At 39.1% G+C, this 22,262-nt stretch carries 16 protein-coding genes and 3 pseudogenes; 7 read left to right on the forward strand and 12 right to left on the reverse strand.

Annotation, left to right across the window (positions count from 1 at the left end):
- The first annotated feature begins 58 nt into the window (after positions 1-58).
- A pseudogene (locus P4S71_RS01985) lies at positions 59-951 on the forward strand (helix-turn-helix domain-containing protein).
- A gap of 82 nt (positions 952-1,033) precedes the next feature.
- On the forward strand, positions 1,034-2,065 hold the full coding sequence (locus tag P4S71_RS01990) for a LacI family DNA-binding transcriptional regulator (RefSeq protein WP_337149936.1): 1,032 nt from the start codon (positions 1,034-1,036) through the stop codon (positions 2,063-2,065).
- A 95-nt stretch (positions 2,066-2,160) separates the two neighbouring features.
- Here P4S71_RS01990 and gtfA read toward each other — a convergent pair whose 3' ends face one another.
- Positions 2,161-3,633, reverse strand: a complete 1,473-nt coding sequence (gene gtfA / locus P4S71_RS01995; RefSeq protein ID WP_337149937.1) for a sucrose phosphorylase — start codon at positions 3,631-3,633, stop codon at positions 2,161-2,163.
- 175 nt (positions 3,634-3,808) lie between these two features.
- Here gtfA and P4S71_RS02000 point away from each other — a divergent pair, with 175 nt between their 5' ends.
- The 3 genes from P4S71_RS02000 to P4S71_RS02010 all read left to right on the forward strand — a co-directional run bounded on the left by P4S71_RS02000 (position 3,809) and on the right by P4S71_RS02010 (position 8,868).
- Complete coding sequence (locus P4S71_RS02000) at positions 3,809-5,038, forward strand: MFS transporter (protein ID WP_007378862.1); 1,230 nt, start codon at positions 3,809-3,811, stop codon at positions 5,036-5,038.
- A gap of 167 nt (positions 5,039-5,205) precedes the next feature.
- Complete coding sequence (locus tag P4S71_RS02005; protein ID WP_008139277.1) at positions 5,206-7,596, forward strand: TonB-dependent siderophore receptor; 2,391 nt, start codon at positions 5,206-5,208, stop codon at positions 7,594-7,596.
- A 324-nt stretch (positions 7,597-7,920) separates the two neighbouring features.
- Positions 7,921-8,868 carry a carbohydrate kinase family protein gene (locus P4S71_RS02010; protein WP_096794365.1) on the forward strand — a complete coding sequence of 316 codons (948 nt, stop codon included), beginning with the start codon at positions 7,921-7,923 and terminating at the stop codon, positions 8,866-8,868.
- A gap of 45 nt (positions 8,869-8,913) precedes the next feature.
- Here the strand turns inward: P4S71_RS02010 and P4S71_RS02015 are convergent, their stop codons facing one another.
- From P4S71_RS02015 to P4S71_RS02025, 3 genes are all read right to left on the reverse strand, one after another.
- Positions 8,914-9,303 (reverse strand): nuclear transport factor 2 family protein, encoded by a 390-nt coding sequence (locus tag P4S71_RS02015; protein WP_058553102.1) that lies wholly within the window; start codon positions 9,301-9,303, stop codon positions 8,914-8,916.
- An 82-nt stretch (positions 9,304-9,385) separates the two neighbouring features.
- Positions 9,386-10,036 (reverse strand): DsbA family protein, encoded by a 651-nt coding sequence (locus P4S71_RS02020; protein ID WP_096794364.1) that lies wholly within the window; start codon positions 10,034-10,036, stop codon positions 9,386-9,388.
- Positions 10,037-10,076: 40 nt separating this feature from the next.
- Entirely contained in the window at positions 10,077-10,955 is an 879-nt protein-coding gene (locus P4S71_RS02025; RefSeq protein ID WP_096794363.1) for an MBL fold metallo-hydrolase, read from the reverse strand.
- 119 nt (positions 10,956-11,074) lie between these two features.
- On the opposite strand from P4S71_RS02025, the gene P4S71_RS02030 reads away from it, so the two are divergent.
- The gene (locus P4S71_RS02030) at positions 11,075-11,962 is read left to right on the forward strand and encodes a LysR family transcriptional regulator (RefSeq protein WP_096794362.1); all 888 of its coding nucleotides are present in this window, start codon (positions 11,075-11,077) and stop codon (positions 11,960-11,962) included.
- Between the two features lie 95 nt (positions 11,963-12,057).
- On the opposite strand, the pseudogene P4S71_RS02035 reads toward P4S71_RS02030, so the two are convergent.
- From P4S71_RS02035 to P4S71_RS02045, 3 genes and pseudogenes are all read right to left on the reverse strand, one after another.
- A pseudogene (locus P4S71_RS02035) lies at positions 12,058-12,436 on the reverse strand (STAS/SEC14 domain-containing protein).
- 98 nt (positions 12,437-12,534) lie between these two features.
- Entirely contained in the window at positions 12,535-13,227 is a 693-nt protein-coding gene (locus P4S71_RS02040; RefSeq protein ID WP_337120792.1) for a cupin domain-containing protein, read from the reverse strand.
- Between the two features lie 49 nt (positions 13,228-13,276).
- Positions 13,277-13,897: a glutathione S-transferase family protein gene (locus P4S71_RS02045; protein WP_337149938.1), complete on the reverse strand. Its 621-nt coding sequence runs from the start codon at positions 13,895-13,897 to the stop codon at positions 13,277-13,279.
- 389 nt (positions 13,898-14,286) lie between these two features.
- Here P4S71_RS02045 and P4S71_RS02050 point away from each other — a divergent pair, with 389 nt between their 5' ends.
- A complete protein-coding gene (locus tag P4S71_RS02050) occupies positions 14,287-14,805 on the forward strand; it encodes a TetR/AcrR family transcriptional regulator (protein ID WP_008139285.1) in 519 nt (172 codons plus the stop codon).
- Positions 14,806-14,889: 84 nt separating this feature from the next.
- On the opposite strand, the gene P4S71_RS02055 is transcribed toward P4S71_RS02050, so the two are convergent.
- The 5 genes and pseudogenes from P4S71_RS02055 to P4S71_RS02075 form a co-directional block, all read right to left on the reverse strand.
- Positions 14,890-16,359 carry a carbon starvation CstA family protein gene (locus P4S71_RS02055; RefSeq protein WP_337149939.1) on the reverse strand — a complete coding sequence of 490 codons (1,470 nt, stop codon included), beginning with the start codon at positions 16,357-16,359 and terminating at the stop codon, positions 14,890-14,892.
- Positions 16,360-16,627: 268 nt separating this feature from the next.
- Positions 16,628-17,545, reverse strand: coding sequence for a carbohydrate kinase family protein (locus P4S71_RS02060; RefSeq protein WP_337149940.1), 918 nt, complete (start codon positions 17,543-17,545; stop codon positions 16,628-16,630).
- Positions 17,546-17,547: 2 nt separating this feature from the next.
- On the reverse strand, positions 17,548-19,071 hold the full coding sequence (locus P4S71_RS02065) for a mannitol dehydrogenase family protein (protein WP_337149941.1): 1,524 nt from the start codon (positions 19,069-19,071) through the stop codon (positions 17,548-17,550).
- Between the two features lie 60 nt (positions 19,072-19,131).
- Complete coding sequence (locus P4S71_RS02070; RefSeq protein ID WP_337120791.1) at positions 19,132-20,853, reverse strand: purine-cytosine permease family protein; 1,722 nt, start codon at positions 20,851-20,853, stop codon at positions 19,132-19,134.
- 372 nt (positions 20,854-21,225) lie between these two features.
- Positions 21,226-21,899 (reverse strand): annotated as a pseudogene (locus tag P4S71_RS02075) (HAD family hydrolase).
- Positions 21,900-22,262: the final 363 nt, after the last annotated feature.

Below are 22,262 nucleotides of genomic sequence, written 5' to 3' on the forward strand. Positions count from 1 at the left end.
TTAGCTGTCCACAAAAATTGTCTGTGAGTCCACATTAATAAAAACCTAAAGGATTGATATGCACACATCTCAGTTAAACAAAAAACGCCAACAACTTGATGTATTAATTGAAAATAAAGTCACGTTTGCGGCCGATAACAGTGAGCTGAGTATTTACGACACGTATCAAAGTGCGCAAAAGGTGGCACTGCACTCAAACGAACTGCTGTTTTGTGCAATGCTTAGCGGCAAAAAGGTAATGCACGTAGAAAGCAGCCAATACCATAAAGCATTTTTACCACATGAGTCGTTTGTATTAGCGCCAGAGCAAGGCGTATTAATTGATTTTCCACAAGCATCAATGAGCACTCCTACTACCTGTTTAGCCATTGAAATTAGCACCGACAAAATAACGAGCGTGGCTAATGCGCTTAACATGCAGCAAAACTTTGCACACGATAGCTTGTTTGAATATGTACCGCAGTTAGTGCACACCCAACACAATATTCAAACGCAGCAATTATTAGAGCGTATTGTGCATTTATTTAGCGAACAAGGTGCCCAACGCCATTACTTGATTGACTTGTCGTTAAATGAATTGATCACCCGTTTATTACAACAACAAAGCCGTGAGTTATTACTGGCTAACTGCGATAAACCACACCTTAAAACAAACGTTAGTGATGCCCTGCTTTATATTGAAGAACATTTAAATGAAACGCTCGACATAAATGCCTTATGCAAAATAGCCTGCATGAGCCGCAGTAAATTTTATCAGCAATTTAAACTCACATTTGGTACTAGCCCAGCCCTTTGGCAACAACAGCTAAGACTAAAAAAGCGCGCGCTCAATTGCTACAAGGTCATGCAATTAGTAAAGTTTGTTTTGATGTTGGATTTAATAGTGCGAGTCATTTTAGCCGTTTATTTAAACAAACCTTTGGCATTGCCCCTAAAGAGTGCCGACATTAGCCCTAAAATCTCATTTTTTACTTTGCTAACTCGCTGAATATGTTAATTTATTAATACCCTGTTTAATGGCTAAAAATAATTAATGAGCAAACCAATCCGCTGGACCCTAAAAAGTATCGCTAAAGAATTAGGCGTGTCTAATGCGACGGTTTCTAACGCGTTTAATCGCCCAGATCAACTCTCTGCCAAACGCCGTGAAGCCATACTTAATGCATGTAAAGAGCTTGGTTATTATGGCCCTAATAAGGCCGCGCAATCGTTGCGTAATGGCACATTTAATATTGTTGCTTTAGTGCTGCCCGATAGTGTGGAATACATGGTGTCTGACCCCGTTGCTAGCAGCTTTATGCGCGGTGTTACCTCGGTGCTTGAAAAAAACGGCATTAATGTTTTATTGTTTTCAGGTAATAGCGATAACCTTAACAACGTGGTCGACTTGGTAGATGGCTTTATTTGTTATGGCCGCCCTCGTAATAACGCGTTAGTTGAGCAGTTAAAAACAGTGTCTAAACATGTAGTGACAATTGATTTTGATATTGCTCGCAATGCCTCTGTAAATATTAATAACGAGCAAGCAAGTTACGAAATTGCTAAACACGTACTGCATAAACAAAGCGATAAAGTGGCTATATTAGGGCTTAGATTACTTGATGAAAACGTATTATGCCGCGTGTATGAACACCACGAATTTGAAACCGGACAATCTATTTCGCATCAACGTTTACGCGGGTACCAACGCGCTTTAAGCGAGGCAAATATTACGGTAGCTGACGATCGTATTTGGAACATTCCTGAAAGTAGCGAGCGTTTTGCTAATATTGCTGCTAAAGAGGTTTTAAGTGCTTCCCCTCGTCCTAACGTTATTATTTGTATGAGTGATTTAATTGCGCTTGCCACAATGCGAGAAGCAATAAAACAAGGCATAAAAATAGGTGAAGAACTGCGTATTGTGGGCTTTGATGGTATTGATGAAGCAGCCCGGTTTGTGCCTCGCCTCACCACCATTCATCAAAACAGCCAAGAAAAAGGCGTTATAGCCGCTGAATTATTTATTTCTAAAGAAGAAAAAACTCAGGAAGTCAGTTACGAATTAGAGATTGGTGCGAGTAGTTAGCTTACAAACCTTGTAATAGTTTTATGTGTTAAAAAGCCAAGCTACTTAAGCTTGGCTTTTGCTTTACATGGCGTTTGTAAATTACTTTTATAATATTAAGCTAAAAATGAATTTAAGTTAATCGTTGTTTCTTCATCGCCGTTCACTTGTGTAATAAGTGCATGGCGTAATTTAAAATCAACAGTGAGTGAAATAATTTGCTCATCTAGTTGCCACGATAAACAACACATACTGCCTTCACCTTGCGCACTAAACTCACCTGCAAATGCGGGGTGTGTATTGCGAATTTTAATTAATTCAATTAAACCTTTTACTACAGGCTTATTTAAGGCTTTGTCAATTATATTTGCATCTAAATATGGGCGGTTAATATCACGGCCAACATTTGTATTTGTCAGTAATTCCATGTCGTTTTCACAGGCAAATAAGCCGCCGTAATACACTTGTGGTACACCTGGAGCAAAAAATTGAATTGCACGCGACAATAAGTAATCAAAGTCTTTAGCGCCTAATGCGTTGTAGTACGTACAGTTAACTTGATATAAGTCGACATTACTCGCCGCAGCGCCCGTAGCTTGGCGGCTTTGATTGTTGCTGTTGGCGTGCATTGTTTCGACTAGGTTATCAATCTGCTGTGCATTTAATAGCCCTGGTTTGTCGCCCATTGGACCTGCGTCAATAATGCCAATACCGTCGTGTGTATCAAGTACAGTTAAGCAGTTACGTGGCGAAATTTGTAACCATTTGAGCAGTGCATCTACATCGTTGTTAAATAAGCTGTGTAAAATAAGCGGTGGTAACGCAAAGTCGTAAACCATATTTACGCGTTTTGCCACTTCTACCTGAGTTTGATAATGGCTATGTATTTCTGCAATGGTTTCCATGCCTAAATCGTTTGCCTGCTTAGATAAGTTATCTAGGTAGCCAAACGTTTCATCAAGCATAAAGCAGTTAGTGCCAGCTTGCTTAATGGCGTAACCCGCCGCATCTAAACGAATAATATTTACATTGTTAGCCGAAAATTTAGTAAGTACGTTATTTAAATACGCAACACCCGCTTCTACTTTTACATTTATATCGATTTGATTGTCGGTAAATGTGGTCCAAAAATCATACGTTTTACCATCGCCACACTTCATTGGGGTAAAGCAACTACCTGGACGCGGGCGGTAAATTGCTTTTTGCTCAGCTTCGCTCATACCATCGGGAAAAACATCTTCTTTGGTTAAAAACAAATCCCAAAATTCTGACTGCTTACCTTTCGCTAATACATCTTGAAACTGAAAAGACTGCGCCGATACATGGTTAACAATTAGGTCTGCCATTAAGTCGAGATCTTTGCCTAATACTTGTATGTCTTCCCAAGTGCCTATTCTAGAATCAACTTCACTATGATCAATAGGGTCAAAGCCAGCATCGCTGCCATCAATAGGGTTGTAAAATGGCAATAAGTGCACACCACCAAATACGCCTTTTAAAGGGCCGTTTAAAAGTGTGGTTAGCGCGCCTATATTTTGGCCAGTGATTCGATCAGCGTATGTGATCAATTGAACTTTATTCTTCATCATTGTGTGAATACCATGTTGAAACTTAATCGATTAAGATATATCTTTAACTAGCGAGTAAGAATTTACAAGTAATTTTTAAAAATTTTACATACAAAAATCGTGGCTCACATGATACTACAATAAGTAACTGATTGACTTACTGGATGTTAACAGAGCATTTAACGAGGAAAAATACATGACAAAATCACACACACACGTAAGCAACGATCCGTTGCAACAAATACGTTGGCTTACATACATGATGTTTTTTATGTTTGCCATGACCTCTGACGCAGTAGGTATGATCATCCCTGAACTCATTACTGAGTTTGGGCTGAGTATGACCCAAGCCAGTGCATTTCATTACGCGCCTATGGCACTCATTGCCTTTAGTGGATTGTTTTTAGGCTTTTTAGCCGATAGCCTTGGGCGTAAAAAAACTATTATGCTAGGTTTATTAATATTTTCAGCGAGTTGTTTTTTATTCGCCTTTAGCACCAGCTTTGCATTCTTTTTAGTACTCCTTTGCTGTATAGGCTTAGCGATTGGTTTATTTAAAACTGGTGCACTTGCCTTACTTGGTGATATTTCACATAGCAACGAGGACCACACTAAAACAATGAATAAGGTTGAGGGTTTCTTTGGCATTGGTGCCATTGTAGGACCTGCGCTGGTTGGCATATTACTCGTGCAAAATGTAAGTTGGACATACCTGTATATTATTGCAGGAGTTATGTGTTTAGTGCTTGCTTTTTTAGCTTGGCGTGCCGACTACCCTAGCGTTGTTAAAACAACTGAAAAGCCAGCCTCTTTGGCAACCACCATGAAAATGATTAAAAACCCGTATGCCCTTGGTTTTTCGCTAGCTATCGCACTTTATGTAGCTACTGAAGTTGCTATATACGTATGGATGCCTACGCTTTTAAAAGACTACACTGGTTCTTGGCCACTCCTTGCAACCTATGCACTAACCATATTTTTTGTACTACGTGCAGCAGGTCGCTTTATCGCGGTATGGTTATTAAACCGTTATAGCTGGCAAGGTGTTATGGCTTATTTAAGCTTTGGCATTGCATTGTGCTATGTAGGTACGTTATTTGGAGGCGTTGATTGGGCTGTCGTGTTATTACCGCTTTCGGGTTTATTTATGTCAATGGTTTACCCAACTTTAAATTCCAAAGGTATATCGTGTTTTGCAGTGCAGCAACACGGTGCTGTAGCAGGCGTTATACTCTTTTTTACTGCTTTATCAGCTGCCTTAGCCCCATTGTTTATGGGTATGATCAGCGACTACTTTGGCCATGTACGCTATGGATTTTACTTAGCAACAGGCTTTGCAGTTATTCTGTTTTTAGCTATGTTATTTAATTATAGCCGTGACCCATCAGCAAGTGCTTTAACAGAAAGTAACCCAATTACAGAGTAAATTTGTATTTTAATACAATAAAAAACACTATAAAAAACAACAGATGGGTAAATAAATAACAAATTAATAATAAAATAATTTGCTTATTGTAAAATATTTGTTATTTTTACTTAATCGATTAAGTAAAAATAACAAACCCATCGGGCTCAACACAACGAGGCGTTCACATGACAACACACAATACACCTTTATATTTAATCAGTGCTTTAGCACTTGCCGTAAGCCAAGGCGTTCACGCACAAGAAACAGATCAAGCAAAACCAGAAGCGTCACAAAACAAAGGTCTTGAAACAATTGTTGTAACCGGCGTACCACGTCGAACAACAATCATGGCTTCTAGTGTATCAGTTAGTAGCGTATCACTTGAACAAGTTCAAGTGTCTACCCCTCGCTCAACAGCAGAAGCGTTTAGAATTATTCCGGGTATTCGTGCAGAATCTACCGGTGGTGAAGGTAATGCAAATATTGCTGTTCGTGGTTTACCTGTAGCATCAGGCGGTGCTAAATTTCTACAATTACAAGAAGATGGGTTACCTGTAATGCAATACGGTGACATCGCTTTTGGTAATTCTGATATTTTTATGCGATTAGATAATACGGTGCAAACAATTGAATCGATTCGTGGTGGCTCAGCATCTACTGCAGCAAGTAATGCACCTGGTGGCATTATTAACTTTATCTCTAAAAATGGCGAAAACGAATCTGGCAGTGTGTCTACAACACTAGGCTTAGATTACGACAGCGTTCGTACAGACTTTGAATACGGCACTTACTTAACCGATAGCGTGCGTTTTCATGTTGGTGGTTTTGTTCGACAAGGCGAAGGCCCGCGCGAAACAGGTTACACGTCTAATAAAGGTGGCCAAATTAAAGCTAACCTTACAAAAGATTTTGAAAATGGCTACGTTCGCCTTTATTACAAACACTTAGACGATAAGAGTGTTGGCTACCTTCCTATGCCAATGTACTCAAATGGTGACTCTATTGCTGGCTTTGATGCGCAATCAGACACCCCTCACTCAGCGTTATTTACTAAAACAGTACGCTTAAATGGTGAAAACCAAATTAGCAGCGGCGATATCCGTGATGGTATGAATCCAAAGGTTGACTCTGTTGGTTTTGAAGCTGTATTTGATCTAGATAACGATTGGCGTATTGAAAACCGTTTCCGTAAGTCATCAATTAGCGGTAACTTTAATTCACCTTTCACAGAACAAGTCGGTAGTGCAACATCAATAGCTGAAAGCATTGGTGGCGCAGGTGCAACCTTGAGTAACGCGAACACCGGTGAAGCGTTTAACGATGGTTTAGCAATGAAGATGGTGACATTTGATGTCACAATGAATGACTTCGGCTCTATAGTTAATGACTTTAAATTAACTAAATCGTTCGACGATGATACCAGCCTTACATTTGGTTACTATGCATCTACGCAAAACATTGCTATGTCGTGGTTATGGAACTCTTACGTAATGGAGCTCAAGGGTGACAATGCTGCATTATTAAATGTAACAGGTGCCGATGGCACTGAGTTATCTGAAAACGGTTTATACGCTTACAGTGCATTTGGTAACTGTTGTCAACGTGATTACGATACAGAATATGATACTCGCGCCCCTTACGTAGCATTTTCGACTAAGCTAGGTGATGTCAGTATTGATGCAAGTGCTCGCTACGATAGCGGTGAAGCTCGCGGAACATACGCAGGTGCAGTGACTTCAACAGTAGATATGAACCGCGACGGTGTGATCTCTGTGCCGGAACAAAATGTTGCTGGAATTGATACTGCAAACGCAAGTCCAGTAAACTATGACTGGAACTATTCGTCTTATTCAATTGGTGCTAATTACCAAATTGACCCAAGCCTTGCCACGTTTGCACGTATAAGTAAGGGCGGGCGAGCAAACGCCGACCGACTTTTATTTGGTAAAGTACGCGCCGACGGCTCTGTTGCAAAAGAAGACGCAGTTGATGAAGTGAACCAATTTGAGTTTGGTGTTAAAAAGCGCTTTGATTCATTATCAGTGTTTGCTACTGCGTTTTTTGCCGAAACTGAAGAGCAAAACTTTGAAGCAACATCACAAACATTTTTTGACCGTGAATACGAAGCAAAAGGGATCGAAATAGAATCCACTTACTTTATAGATGCATGGGATTTCCGTGGTAATTTAACCTGGACCGACGCAGAAATAGCCAAAGACGCACTTGCTCCTGAGGTAGTAGGTAATACACCGCGTCGTCAAGCTGATTTAATTTATTCATTAATGGCACGTTATAACTATGAGCAAGGCTCTGCTGGCCTTAGCTTTATTGGTACTACCGATGCATATGCACAAGATAATAACGACCTTAAACTTGACGGTTACACACAAGTAAATGGCTTTGTAAGTTATGACTTATCTGAAAACCTTAACATTGCCCTTAATGTAAATAACCTCTTCGATACAGTAGGTATTACAGAAGCGGAGGAAGGTTCAGTACCTGAAAACAACATTATCCGTGCTCGTGCTATTAATGGCCGTACAACATCTTTAACGCTTAAATACGCGTTTAACTAATAGAGTTCTAGTGTGTAGGCGCTGAAACGATTTTTTGTTTCAGCGCTTTATAACTAACCAAACTTATTTAACCTGAACTCTGGTTAAGATATTTACTAACGTATTGAATCATGGTGATATTTAAATTTATTTTCTCTAGCCAGATATTTTCTGTGAAAACAAGGCGAATTTACGCGTCAATAGCTAGCCTATTACATATAAATTCAACGCAGTTAGCGCTGAAAATAGCTGCTCGAGATAGATTTATTATCCAGAGTTCAGGTTATTTAGTAATTCTCCCACTGACTTTAACCTAGCCTTGCTAGGTTTTTTAGGATTTACAATATGACCCAACTACTTAGCCTCGGCGAACTACTGATTGATATGCTGCCGCAAGACTCTCAAAACAGCGCTTATTTACCTATTGCAGGCGGCGCACCTGCTAATGTAGCCGTAGGCTATGCAAAGTTAGGTGGTAAAGCTGCTTTTTGTGGTGGCATGGGCGATGACTACTTTGCCAAGCAACTTGCTAAAGCACTTACACAATACAATGTAAGCACTGACTACTTATTTACAGTTATGGGCTCGCAAACTGCAATGGTAATAGTTAGCCTTGATGATACAGGCGAGCGCAGTTTTAATTTTTATCGCCAAAATACGGCCGATTTACTTTTAACGAGTGATCACTTGGCGCAAATTCAATGGGAAAAACTAAGTACCCTACACTTTTGTTCAAACACGCTTACCAATAACGCAATTGCGCAAACTACATTTAGCGCTTTGCAGCTTGCTAAAAGTAACAATAAATTAGTAAGCTTTGATGTAAATTTACGCTACAGCTTATGGCAAAGCATAGATGATATTGAAGCAAATGTACGTGCTTGCTATGAGTATTGCGACATAGTTAAACTCTCTCGTGATGAGTTAAACTTTTTAGCAGAACAAACAAAGCAGCTACCCGAGGATTATTTACAATCACTTTTAGATGTTGGTGTTAGCGTAGTATTTTTAACAGATGGTCCTGAGCCTGCTACGGTTTATCATAATGAGTTCACGCTAAGTGAAGCGGCACCAATTATTACAGCAGTTGATACAACAAGCGCAGGCGATGCTTTTATTGCTGGTGTTTTATATTATCTAAACCATAACAATGAAGATGTATTACTTACTACTAAAATAAATGATGAGAAAATAGTAAAACGCGCCCTCAACTTTGGCCTAAAATGCGGCTCAAAAGCCTGTTTAGCTAAAGGGGCATTTCCGGCATTACCTGTACTGGCTGATGTAATTTAATAGACCTAATGTTTTTTAAGTTCAAATATATGCAGTAACGCGTAGTTACTGCATAGCATCAAACACCATTTTACTATCCACTATTTGTTCAAAGTGCGTTATTTTTTGATTTTTAAGCTGCCAAATATGCGCGACCCTAGCTTGCATTTTTTTACCCGTTTTAATATAAGTACCAGAATACGTGCCATACACTACAACAGTATCATCTTGGGATAAGTAGTTTTGTGGCGTAAACGTATAGTTATACCACTCGCTTGCAAGCTTTTGAAAAACATGTTCAGTAATATCATTCATACCATGGTAAGTACCAGCATAGGCAAAACCGTCAGCCTCTTTCCAAGTAATAGTATCACTTGCATGAGCAACTAAATTTTGCCCATTCTCTTGTGATGTTTTGCCTTCATACGTACTTTTAATTATGTCTATGTTGCTCATTTTCACACACCCTTGCATTATAAAAAGGAAGCTCAATAAAGCTGTAATATAAACAGCTTTATTATTTAGAAATTTCATCACACTATACTAGCGCAACTGATTGCTGTAAGTAGGTAACCCACTGCTCAGTTTTTCCATAATAATGGGCTATATCAGCTTTTTGCCACTTACCTGTGTCAAATTTAAATGCTGCACTAGGAAAACCTTGCCCATGAATATCGTGTAATAAGCCGCGGCTTTGTGCTATGTGTTGATCTGTTGCATCGCCTTCTAGCGCATTAAAGTGGGTTTCAAATACGGCCTTGTTTAAACCCAGCTCCAATGCAATATCAGCCAGTACATGCAGCTGCATAATGTTTTTACCCTGAGCATAATAAGCATGTTGAATACTATTAAGCATTTTCCCACCTGATATACCAAGCTCTTGCGCTGCCAATATAGCGGTAATAGCCGGAGCCGAGTTGAGTATAATATCGTTGGTTTTTAAAAGCCCATCGGTATAGTTACTACCAAATACCTGACCTGTTTTCTTCGCTATGACACTGTCGTTTTTAAGTGCAAATTCACGCCATGCAGGAGTCACTGATTTTACATTATCACCTGTTAGCATGCCTCCACTGTGTACTTTTACAATTAAACCATCAATATTTTCAGCAGCGGTGATCAAGGGCACACTGCCATAAGTCCAACCACATAAAGGGTCAACAATTATATGTAACGTTACGTTTTTCATTAATATTTCCTATCTAAATAATTGCTTAACGCAAGGGCGCTTAGTGCCATTGCATCTCACCCATAACCACTTTTGAGCCCAACTCTAAAATGCTTCTTGCACCTAAATCAGGGTAGGCTTGAGTCATGAACTCTACAAATTCAGTTGAGTTTTTTGCATTTTTTGCAGCGCTATCCGCTTTATTTAAGTACCCTTTCATGAATGACACACCAGAAAGGTCTTGTTTACTGCCCTGTAAAAAGTGACCTGGAATAACAGTCTGTGGTTTTAAATTCTCAATGTTATCTAATGTTGACTGCCAAGTTTGACGCTCTGCGGCAGTGCTCGAATCAGCCAACCACACATGCATTTGATCAAATACTACAACCCCACCCAGCACTGTTTTTATAGAAGGGATCCAAAGGTAAGTATGCTTTGGATCATGCTGTAAATTTTTAATAATAATTTCTTTCCCATCTATAGTTAGGGTATTTGATAGTATTACTTCTGGCAAAATAAGTTCTTTAGGTGCATTGCTCTTTAAAATAGGCCCCCAATAATTTAACTTTCCTTGCATTGAGCGTTTAATATTCTCTACTGTTGATTTAGTCGCTAATAACTTTGCTTTTGGAAAAGCAGCTTTAATTACATCTAAACCAAAGTAAAAATCAGGGTCGCTGTGACTAATATAAACAGCTGTTAATGTTTTACCGCTCGCTTTTATTTTTTCAACCAATGCTTGTGCATCATTACGCTGAAATTGGGCATCCACTAATAACACTTCGTTATTACCACTTATAATGCTTGATGAGACAGCAAAAATACTTTTGTCTTGTGGGTTATATACATCCACAACTAATTCACTTTGCGCTAATACCGGTTGCATTAATGTACTTGCTAATAAAGCTGTTGCTGCTAATACGTGTTTAACTTTTTTCATTCTCAGTAGCCTGTTTGTTATTTCGTTAAGATGAGGCTATTGTATGTTGCAATTTAAGAATTAAAAACTAGACAGAATGCAACTATCTGTTGCATAAATCGAACATATAGGCAAAGTGAATGGATAGAATTATTGCAGCTGATGTATTTATAAAAATTGTAGAGCAGAAAAGTCTAGCCGGTGCTGCCCGTGCTTTAGATATGTCTAGATCTATGGTTACACGGTATTTGAATCAAATGGAAAAGTGGGCAAATACCCAACTACTCCATCGGTCAACAAGAAAAATAACACTCACGGCAGAGGGTGAAAAAGTACTTAATCATAGCCGAGAGCTCATTGCCATCGCCCAAAATATTAGTGCGCCGATAGAAAGTAATAACAAATTAAACGGGCAAATTAGGTTGTCGTGCTCGCCTTTTTTAGCACATGATGTACTACAAGATATGTTCCAACAATTCTTACGCGCTCACCCCGAAGTCAGTATTGATGTACAAATTAGTAATCACGTTACAAATTTAGTAGAAGAGCGAATAGATTTAGCAATTAGAATTACCAATGACTTAGATCCTAATATAATTGCTCGCCCACTTGGGAAATGCCATTCAGTATTATGTGCAAGCCCAGAATATTTAGAAAAAAACTCTAAGCCTATAACTACGGATGATTTGAGTCGCCATAACTGTTTAAACTATTCACGGTTTGAAAAAAGTATGTGGCATTTTTCACACCCTGAAAAACCCGTATCTGTGGCGATTGCTGGTAACTTCAGTGCTAATGATTCGAGCTTACTGTTAAAAGCTGCTCTTAATAATCAAGGAATAACTCTACAACCTAAGTTTGCTGCGCAGAAATATATAAATAATGGAAAGTTAATACATTTACTACCACACCTTAAACCACAAACTTTGAGCATATACGGTATTTACCGCTCCAGGAAACATCAATCACTTGCACTTCGTTCATTTATTGATAGCTTAGTAACGTATTTTGATAAAATTGATACCTAACAATAAGCAAAAACTATTAGACGCTCGCTATAAGTCCTTTATTTAAGAGTTGAAATAGCGCTTTGTAAGCGCTATTTTTTGGGAGAAGGGATTTATTATTCGTCTAACCAATCTATGGCTGCGGTAGCATTTTCAAAGTATTGAACCTCACCCGATATAAACCAGTTACCTATTTTTGCCATTCGAGCTTGCCACTCTTTATTACCGTAAATAGCTACTTTTTTAAATTCTTTAGAGTGCTTAACACCTAATTTTAAGTCATCCCACGCTGCGCGTAACTCCCAACCTTCAAGTTCGCTACCATCTATTAAGGCGTTCACGACTGGGTGCTTAACTTCGCCAAGAGCTGAGTTTATCATTGGGGTAATTATTTTGTAGTCGTCGTGAGTAAGCGTACCAACGGCTTTAAGTTTTAAAAAACTCTCTTCCTGCACGTTCAAGACCAATCGATAAACCATGTGTTGTGTGCACCATTACTGCTCTCCTTAAATAGGCTGAGAGGTAAAAGTACACCTTCTAAAATTAATTAGTCCTGAACTAGATCAATAAATAGTCTCAAATAAACGACTCAATTACGCATTTTGTACGCGAGATATCTGGTTTTCTACATCAATTAAATGACCCGTTTTAAGCCATACTTTTGCACCATTACTTCCCGCTTTAACGTTAACGGAGCTATTGATAGGCACTCTTAACCAACTGTTTTTTACAAAAGTATCGGCTTGCTCATCAAATGAGCCTTCTAGTACTAAGAACTCTGCTCCACCTTTTGCGCTTATAACCATGCAGGCGTTGGGCTTAAAGTGCAACAAGCTTACGTCTTCAAAGTCGTCTTTGTATAAAGGGGTTACGGCAACATTTTTAAAACTAGGATGCACCGTACTTTGCATCAAGTTTGTTTGCAAACGCACGTGCGTTCGATCATCTGGCTGAAACTGCCATAACTTTACAAATATAACGCAACCATTTTCAGACCCCGGTTTGTGCTTTGATTGCGGTGGATTACGGATATAAGAACCTGCCGCAAAGTCACCATGCTCATCTTGAAATACCCCTTCAAGCACAACAAACTCTTCACCGCCTGTATGTACATGCGGCGAAAATTCACTGCCAGGTGCATAACGAACAATGGTCGTTGCGCGAGCAACTTCGTCGCCCACTCTATCGAGCGCTCGTCTATCAACACCCGCCATTGGCGATGCAACCCACGGGAGCGATTCGCTATGTACCACAACTCGTTTACTAAAATCGGCAGCTATTTTCATATTTGGCTCCTAAGCGTAACTTCACTTAAATTTTAAACTAATAATCTAACTAAGCTGCAACACTTGGGCGTTTTGCTACTTTTTCTTGCCATGCAACTAAATGGGTTAACTCATTCGGGATTGCTATTTGTGCAAATCCAGCAAATACCAGCCCAGCATACAATGTAATATCAGCAATACTAAACTGCTCACCGCCAACAAATGCCGATTGCGCTAGTACATCATTAAAATAGCTAAACCCTTGGCGCGCTTTTTCGCCTTGTTTTTCACCCCAAGCCACATTTTGATATGTTTCAAGCTCAGGACCTAAGCCATCAGTTGCATGATGAAAGTAAGTTGCCACAGCGTCAAGCACCATAGATTCTGCGCGCTTTTGCATCATGTTAATTACTGCCCGCTCTTTTGCGGTTTCACCCATTAAAGATGGGCCTTCAAACGTGGTATCAATATACTCAGTAATAGCGGTACTTTCTGATATAAACGTGCCGTCATTTAGCTCTAATACCGGCACACCTGCTAATGGGTTTTTAGCTAAAAAGGCTTTTGTTCTGTGTTCACCATTTAATAAGTCAACAGGTACAAACTCAACATTCGCAGTGGCATTTTTTTCAGCTAAAGCGATACGAACACGAAGTGGATTTGGAAAGTTTTCTACATCATAAATTTTCATAGCAATCTCTACCTTTATTGTTTAGAAGTGAATTAACGGCGCAAACTACCTACCGATAGGTAATTTATAATATTAAACTAAATTTAAGTCAACGTTTAAATTATTCTGATTTATGGGATTTAACTTAATTCATAATAAAATTTGGGGGTTGCTTAAAAGTAAAAACACTTGTAAATAACTACCTACTGGTCGATAATTTTACTGTACCAATTGCATTAAATAAGTGATCTATTATTGCGCTAAGAATATAGCGCAATGAAAAAGACGAAAATTATGGCATGCAGTTGTTCTAAATGAATAATTTTTAACGCAGTTAGTAAGTTATTTAATGCGATAGAATGATCATGTTTTAATAAAATTGGTATTGCTACGGATAGGAAATATTAAAAATGAGTAAAAAAGAAGCTTTATTAAAAGCAGCTGAAAACAAGGTGCGCCTTGGCGGGTACAGTAATTTTAGTTTTAGAGAGCTAGCCTGCGAAGTCGGCATTAAAAGCGCCAGTGTGCACTATCACTTTCCAACTAAGGCCGATTTAGGTGCAGAGCTTGCTCATCAATATACTGATTCTTTTTTAGCTGCGTTAGGCGAGCCAAGCGAGCTTAAAGCAAGCGGTAAAAATCCTATTGATGTGTACATACAGCTTTTTAGAAGTGCATTAGTAACCGATAAAAAAATGTGTTTATGCGGGTTGCTAGGAGCCGAAAGCGATAGCCTTCCAGATAAAGTACGCCTTGAAGTAAAACGCTTTTTTAATCAAAACCTAACATGGCTTAGCGCTGCGCACTTAGCTAATGGTGAACTCAACCCTACTAAAGCGGCTATTCAAACAGTGAGCTTGCTTGAGGGCGCTATGATGATAAGCAAAACGCTCGACGATAATAGTTACTTTGAACTTGCAACTCAGTAATACCTAAATTTAGTACACAAAAAAAGCGAGCTATTGATAATCAATAGCTCGCTTTTTTAATGCTTTAAATAACTTATGTGATTATTAAACCGCTGTTGGTTTAACTTTATGCTTAGAGTGCACAATTGCTAAAACAATTAAACCTATCACAGCGACTGCTGCGCCAATAGGTTTACCTAAATCGCTTGATAAGTTAAGGCCAATTGCTGCCGTGCCAATATAAGAAACCGTTACCGCTGTTGCAATAACAGCAGGAACGCTGGCAATCCAATGGAATGTGCCACGGTCAAACAAGTACTTAGTGGCAAGCCATAATACGCTTGTAGAAAGCAGCATGTTTGAAAATGCAAAGTAGCGCCAAATTAATGAGAAATCGAGCTTCGTCATAAAGTACGCTATAGCAAGTATAGGCACAGCTACTAATAAGCGATTACGTAAACTTTGTGGAATATTAAACGCATCAACAACAGTTAAACGTAATGAGCGGAACGCTGTATCACCAGAAGTAATTGGGAATACGGCTACTGCAATAATTGCCATTATACCGCCAAATACGCCTAAGTAACTGTTAGCTACATGGTTTACTACTAAACCTGGACCACCTTGATCAAGCAATGCTTTTAAGCCTGCGTAACCCTCTGGGAACGCTGCAATACCAGCAAGTGCCCATACACAACCTACAATACCTTCACACATCATAGCGCCGTAATAAACTGGACGTACGTATTTTTCGTTAGTTAAACAGCGCGCAATAATAGGCGCTTGAGTAGAGTGAAAACCACTAATAGCACCACAGGTAATTGTTATAAATAACAATGGCCATGTTGGTAGTCCATCTGGATTTGGCTCTAAAAAGTCATGTGCGTGATCAGCTTCAAAGTAAGCTAAAAAGTCACTTGGTACCGGTAAGTGCGGCGCATTAATAAGTAATGAAATAGCAATTGCCACTGTCATTACAATCATTAGCGCACCAAAAATTGGGTAAAACTTAGTGATAATTTTATCAATTGGTAGCAAGGTCGCTAAAAAGTAATACGCTAAAATAGCAAGTACCCAAAAGGTGTTGTTTGCCAGTATTGTACCTTCAAAAAAATCAAGGTTACTTAGCAAACCTGCAGGGCTCATAATAAATACTACACCTACAAAAAACAGTAGCATGGCAGTAAATACAAGCATAAAGCCTTTAAATACGACGTTGTAATAATGGCCTGCGATTTCTGGTAGGCTTTTACCGTCTTCTTTTATACTCATTACACCTGAGAAGAAGTCGTGTACAGCGCCACCTAAAACATTACCAAGTACAATCCATACTAGTGCAACTGGTCCGTATAAAGCACCTAAAATTGGGCCAAATATTGGGCCTACGCCAGCAATGTTTAAAAACTGAATTAAAAATGCTCTTACAGGGTGAATAGCGACGTAATCCACACCTTCGCTAAAGCGTTTTTGTGGTGTGTCAGCAGTTGAATCCAAACCGGCTTGTTTTTCAACAAATGGGCTGTAAAACTTATAGCCCAGTATTAAAATAGTGAGGCAGATAAAAAAGATGATCATAAAGCACGTTTCTCTTTTTGTATTTGTATTATAGAGCGCATTGTGTGTCGCCCCGCCTTTTCAATCCGTGAATAATCGACGAACAATAACAAAGCTTCAACCCTCAAACAATAAGACGTTTAGCTAATACAATAATCGATATAAGCCACTATTTACGCAACCTGCACACTTAACGTTCCACATTGAATATTTATTACACGCGTCTTATTTTGGGCACAAAAAAAGCGGTTAAACTTTTACGTTATAACCGCTTTCACACACAATGTTTTTAAAGTGGGTTCATAAACTCACTAATTTGTTGATGCGTTAAAGTAGGTGTTGCGCCAGAACTTTCGGCGACCATTGCTCCAACGGCACATGCAAAGTCTACGGCATATTGCGCGTCGTCGTTGCTACAAAGCTGATAAATTAACGAACCTAAAAACGAATCCCCTGCGCCAACAGTGTCAATTACGCTAATTAAATAACCTGAATTATAAAAATTATCGCCTTTGATTGTTAATAAAGCACCGTGGCTACCTTTGGTTACACATAAGTAATCGGTATTTGTTTGCTGTGCTATAAACGCTAAATTTTGTTCAAGCGAATGAAACTTACAACCCATCGCTTTTGCTATTTCGTATAGCTCTTCATCGTTTAACTTAATAAAGTCTGCTTTATTCATTAAATCTACAAGTGTTTCTAACTTGTAATGCGGCGCACGTAGATTTACGTCAAATACTTTAAAATTTGCTACATCAACGAGTTGATTTAACGTTGCTAAAGACGCTTCGCTTCGCCCAATTAGGCTGCCAAATACAAATACATCGCTACTTTTAACTTTACTAAGTAACTCATCGGTAAGCGCTATATTATCCCACGCAGTATCTGCCACTATTTCATAACTTGCAGAGCCACCACTGTCGAGTGTTACCTCAACCGTGCTAGTTTTTTTATCACTGTTAATAGCAATGTACTCGCAGCTTACGCCCTTGCTAGTAATTTCGCCTAGTAACTCAGCGCCTAACTCGTCGTTACCAACAGCGCTGATCATGTCGGCTTTAATGCCAAGTGAGTTAATACGCACACACATATTAAATGGCGCGCCACCTAAGCGTTTACCTGAATCAAAACAATCCCACAGCACTTCGCCAAAACAGCTAACACTTACGTTTTCGCCTGATTTATGATTAATTAAAATGCTCATAATTAGTTACTCTTTTGCTCAAGTACGTTTTTCATAATGGCTTTAACTTTACTATTAGGTGCATACAGCGCAGCAATCGACTTTTTATATTCAGCAGTAAACGTTTCGTTATGCTCAAGCTTACCAAACAAGCTCGTTAACTTTAAAAATGCAATCGGGCTAGTTTGAGTCTCTTGCGCGTAAGAATTAAGCTCTTTGTGCATCGCATCTTGAATTTCAAGCTGCTCGCCGTTTTCACTTAAACCTTTATCGCTGTATAAACACCAAGTAGCAATAACAAGCGTTGCCAGTGATACATCTCGACCTTGTACTAGGTTTTCGTTAATTGTGGCAATTAAAAACTTAGGCAGTTTAGCTGAGCTTTCACTACAGATACGCGCTAGGCTGTCTTTAATATTAGGATTAGCAAAACGCTCTATTAACGTATCTTTGTAGCTTTCAAGGTCAATGCCTTCAAGTGGTTCAAGATTTGGGGTTACTTCTTTATCCATAAAAGCACGTAGGTATGTGGTAAATAATTCATCCGATACCGTTTCGTCAATAGTGCCATAGCCATGGATTGAACCTAATAAACCAAGTACAGAATGCCCTGCATTAAGTAAGCGTATTTTCATGGTTTCGTAAGGCGTTACATCAGTAACAAACTGTGCACCAACAACGTCCCAATTTGGGCGAGAGTCACTAAATGTGTCCTCTATTACCCATTGTGTAAACGACTCACAGGTAATTGGCCACTCGTCGCTAACACCATATGCATCAACCACGTAATCAATATCACTCTTTTTAGATACCGGAGTAATACGGTCAACCATCGCATTTGGAAACGATACGTTTTGCTCAATCCACTCACTTAGGTTTTTGTCTTGCTCTGTAGCAAAGGCTAAAAGCATTTTGCGTGTTACGTTACCGTTGTGCTGAATGTTATCGCACGACTGTACTGTAAACGCGCCTAGGCCTTGCTCTTTACGCAATTTTAACGCAGCAGTAATGTAGCCAAACGCTGTAATTGGGTCGTTTGGGTTATTAATGTCGTTAATAATATCTGGATTACTGGTGTCAAACTCGCCCGTTGCAGGGTTAAAGTTGTAGCCGCCTTCGGTAATAGTAAGCGACACAATTTTAGTATCGCTGTGCGCTAACTTATTAATTACCGCTTGTTTGTCCTCTGGAGCAAACAAAAAGTCGATCATTGAGCCAATTACTTTGTTATCTATTTTACCGTCTGGGTGTCTAACAGTAAGCGTATAAAGGTAATCTTGCTGCTTTAAAATATCACGCAGACCACGGTTACCCTCTAAAAGGCCAACACCACATATACCCCATTGCTCAGAGCCCGGAGTTTTTAAAAGCTCGTTAACATACACTGCTTGGTGAGCACGATGAAAACCGCCCACACCAATATGTACAATACCGGTTTTAACTGCGCTACGGTCGTAGGTTGGTGTATCAACATGGCTTGGTAATTGAGCCAAGCTTTGTTGGTTTAGCCCTGTAACTAGAGCGTCAGTGTGTTGATGTTGCGTCATGGTGCGACCTTACTAAACAAAGATAAAATATAAATTACGATACTGTATTACGATAAGTAATTACGATGCTGTATTGAGTACTTTATGGCGTTTTAACGACCAGTACGCAGTAACAAAATAAATAACAGTACAAATAAAACAGGCTATTTCGAACTGCGATTTATTAGCGCTGTACATATTCATAGTTTCACTGAAAAACATCACTTGGCTGGCAAATATAAAAATAATAACCAGTGAAACCGTAGAAACCGCGTTAAGTACTTTTGTAAATACAGAGCTGTCAATTACTGGCTTTGGAATGTCTTTAGCCTCAGCAGCTTGATATTCTTTAATATCACGTTGCTCTTGCTCTTCTGCTTCAATCTCTTGTGTGTAATCGTCACCAGCGCCGTATTTTTTAGCTAAAAGCGTGTAAACAACAATGGTGAAAATCCATGTAGGAATAAACAAGTAGTAAAACGACATTACATCAATTGCGTTTAAGCCAAAGCCAAACACAAGTGCTAACGCCCAAGATGCTATAGCCGGTACGCTGCGGGTAATATTTTTATATTTAGCCCAGTAACGTGTTAGGCCAATTTTAGGAAATAACACATGCTCAGCAAACACAATGCCGCCTACTGGTACAACTAATAAGCCTGCGTAGGTAAGTAGCGGAAGCATTTGAGAAAATACAAATGGGAAACACGCAATAATTACGGTTACAACACCTACAATAGCGGTGGTGCGTTCACGTGATTGATTAACAAATATAGATTGTGCTGCAAGGCCTGCACGGTAAAGGTTTGCGTTAGCTGTAGTCCAACCGGCAATAATTACAATAACAAAACCAGTCCAACCTAATGCATGGTATGCAACATCGCCCGGATCAAGTGATGAAATAGTTGTTTTAAGTAATACCGCAACACCTGCGCCCATAATACCGGCAGAGATCCACGCTAAGTAATGACCAAAAAACATGCCCACACCAGAAAACAAGCCATAGCTTTTGCGTTTAGCAAATCTAAAAATAGCCATGTCGATTAAACCAAAATGAGTAATTGAGTTAGCAGCCCATGCAAAGCCAATCACTTCTAATAGGCCAATGCCCTTTTCACCATCGGCGTTGGTGCCCGTCCATATGGAGGAGTCGCCTATGGTCATAAAGTCGCTAAAGCTACTTAAAGAGGTAGAACCTAATACATGATTTGAAAGCTCAGGGAATAACGCGAACGAGCCTGCAATAAATATAACAAATAGCCACGGCGCACACAGCTTTGAAAAGTCAGCAACCGTAGAAAAGCCATACATCGCAACAAATACAACAATAGATCCAACAGCTAAAACAATGGCTACAAACCAAAAGCTATTTGGATACCAATCAAGTTGCGCAGGTATATCAAACAAAAACCGCACGGCGGTGGAGGATACCGTGATCATAGCGGCCGATATAACACTAAAAATAACCACGTTAGCCCAGTTATAGAGCTTGGTCATTGAGTTACCAGCAATTTTGTTTAAGTAGTTATATAAACTTAAGCGGGTTTCTACTGCAATGGGTGCAGTAATCAGCCACCAAGAACACATTGCTAACAGGTTACCTATTAATAAACCAAGTAGAATGTCGATGGTTGAAGCGCCTAATGCAACAAACGTTGCACCAATAACAAATTCAGTAGCCGCAACATGTTCGCCAGCGTATAGCCCTGCAAAATGCTTCCAGCCGTGAAGCTTATTATTAGCAACAGGAAGTTGCTCTTCGTTTACATCTTTAAATGTTTGTGTGTGTGGACTCGTTGCCATGGTATTTCCTATTGTTAACAGCAAAATATTTGATACCAATCTGCATAACTATTTGAATAATTTAACGAGTTAAATTACCCCATAACGTCGTTAAAAATTTTATATTTAGAACAACTAGATATAAAAATTTTTGCCTAGTTACAGTGCAATTTTCTTATCGTTAAATAAACCCCATATTCAAGCAGATTGGTATAGTACCTAAATACTTTGCCTTTTATAATTTGGCTTATAAACACATGATGTTTTGCCATGTTTTGTTTTATTTTTAGTAAAGCAAAACCATCTACATTTATATTTTGCGTTTGCTTGCCTGTCAGTGAGTAAGGCGAGCAAATCGCGTTTAAAACTTTGTGTATTTAAAAAGCTGCGTGTTTACTGCTTTTTAAGTTCAGGGTATGCACTAAAAAATCTTGCCAATGCGTTAAATGGTCAACATTTGGGTAAGCACCGTGTACATGATTAACAGAGCCTTGCATATGTTGCCCACCGCTGTAATGCAGTACTTGCATATTGGCGTCAATTCCTGCGTTTACGCCGGCTTTACTGTCTTCAATTACTAAGCAATGCTCTGGCTTTACACCCATTTGTTTAGCTGCATGTAAAAATAAATCGGGGGCTGGTTTGCCACGCTTAACTTCGCTGCTGGTAAAAACCGTATCGCTAAAGTACTTGCTTAAGCTCACTACGCTCAACGCTTTTGCAGTGCGTGCTGGGCTGCTGCTAGTAGCTATACAAATAGGCACAGCTAAATTGTTAAGTACGTCTTTTATACCGTCAGTCGTGGTTAGTCCGGTTTCAAATTCGTTTAACAGTGCCTCGCGGTAGTCACCTTCAAAGCTTTCAGGAAGAGTGACATTAAATGCATCCGCTATTTTTTGGCTTACTGTTTTAAAGTTGCAGCCTAAAAAGTGTTGCTGTACATAAGCGCGGTCAATCTCAACGCCTTTTTCAACAAGCATATTAATGAGTACGTGTGCGCTTAAAATTTCGCTATCAATAACAACGCCATCACAATCAAATATCACTAGCTCAATATTAGTATTCATCTTGTCACCTTATTCAAACTGTTTGATTTAGCTAATTTAAGCATAACGAGTTAAGCGCGATTAATATTGTGCAACTTTTTAGTACAATCCAGAAATGAGCATAAGCCCACAGATTGAGCATATTCCCTTTATTGCGCGAATATGTCAACACACTGTAAGTATAAAACGCACCAACGTGGTGAAAATACCGCCAGATAAAACTAAACACCTTTGTATTTAATAAATTTTATAAAAGCATATTGCGACTAAGGTCGTAGTAAAAAAATTACATTAATGTAAAAAGTGTATCTGCAAATTCATTTCATCTATTTTACAAATCACATCAATCTAATTAATCAGTTTTACCGAAGTTAATAAAATTAA

This window comes from Pseudoalteromonas sp. B62, assembly GCF_037162565.1.
GTDB lineage: Bacteria > Pseudomonadota > Gammaproteobacteria > Enterobacterales > Alteromonadaceae > Pseudoalteromonas > Pseudoalteromonas fuliginea.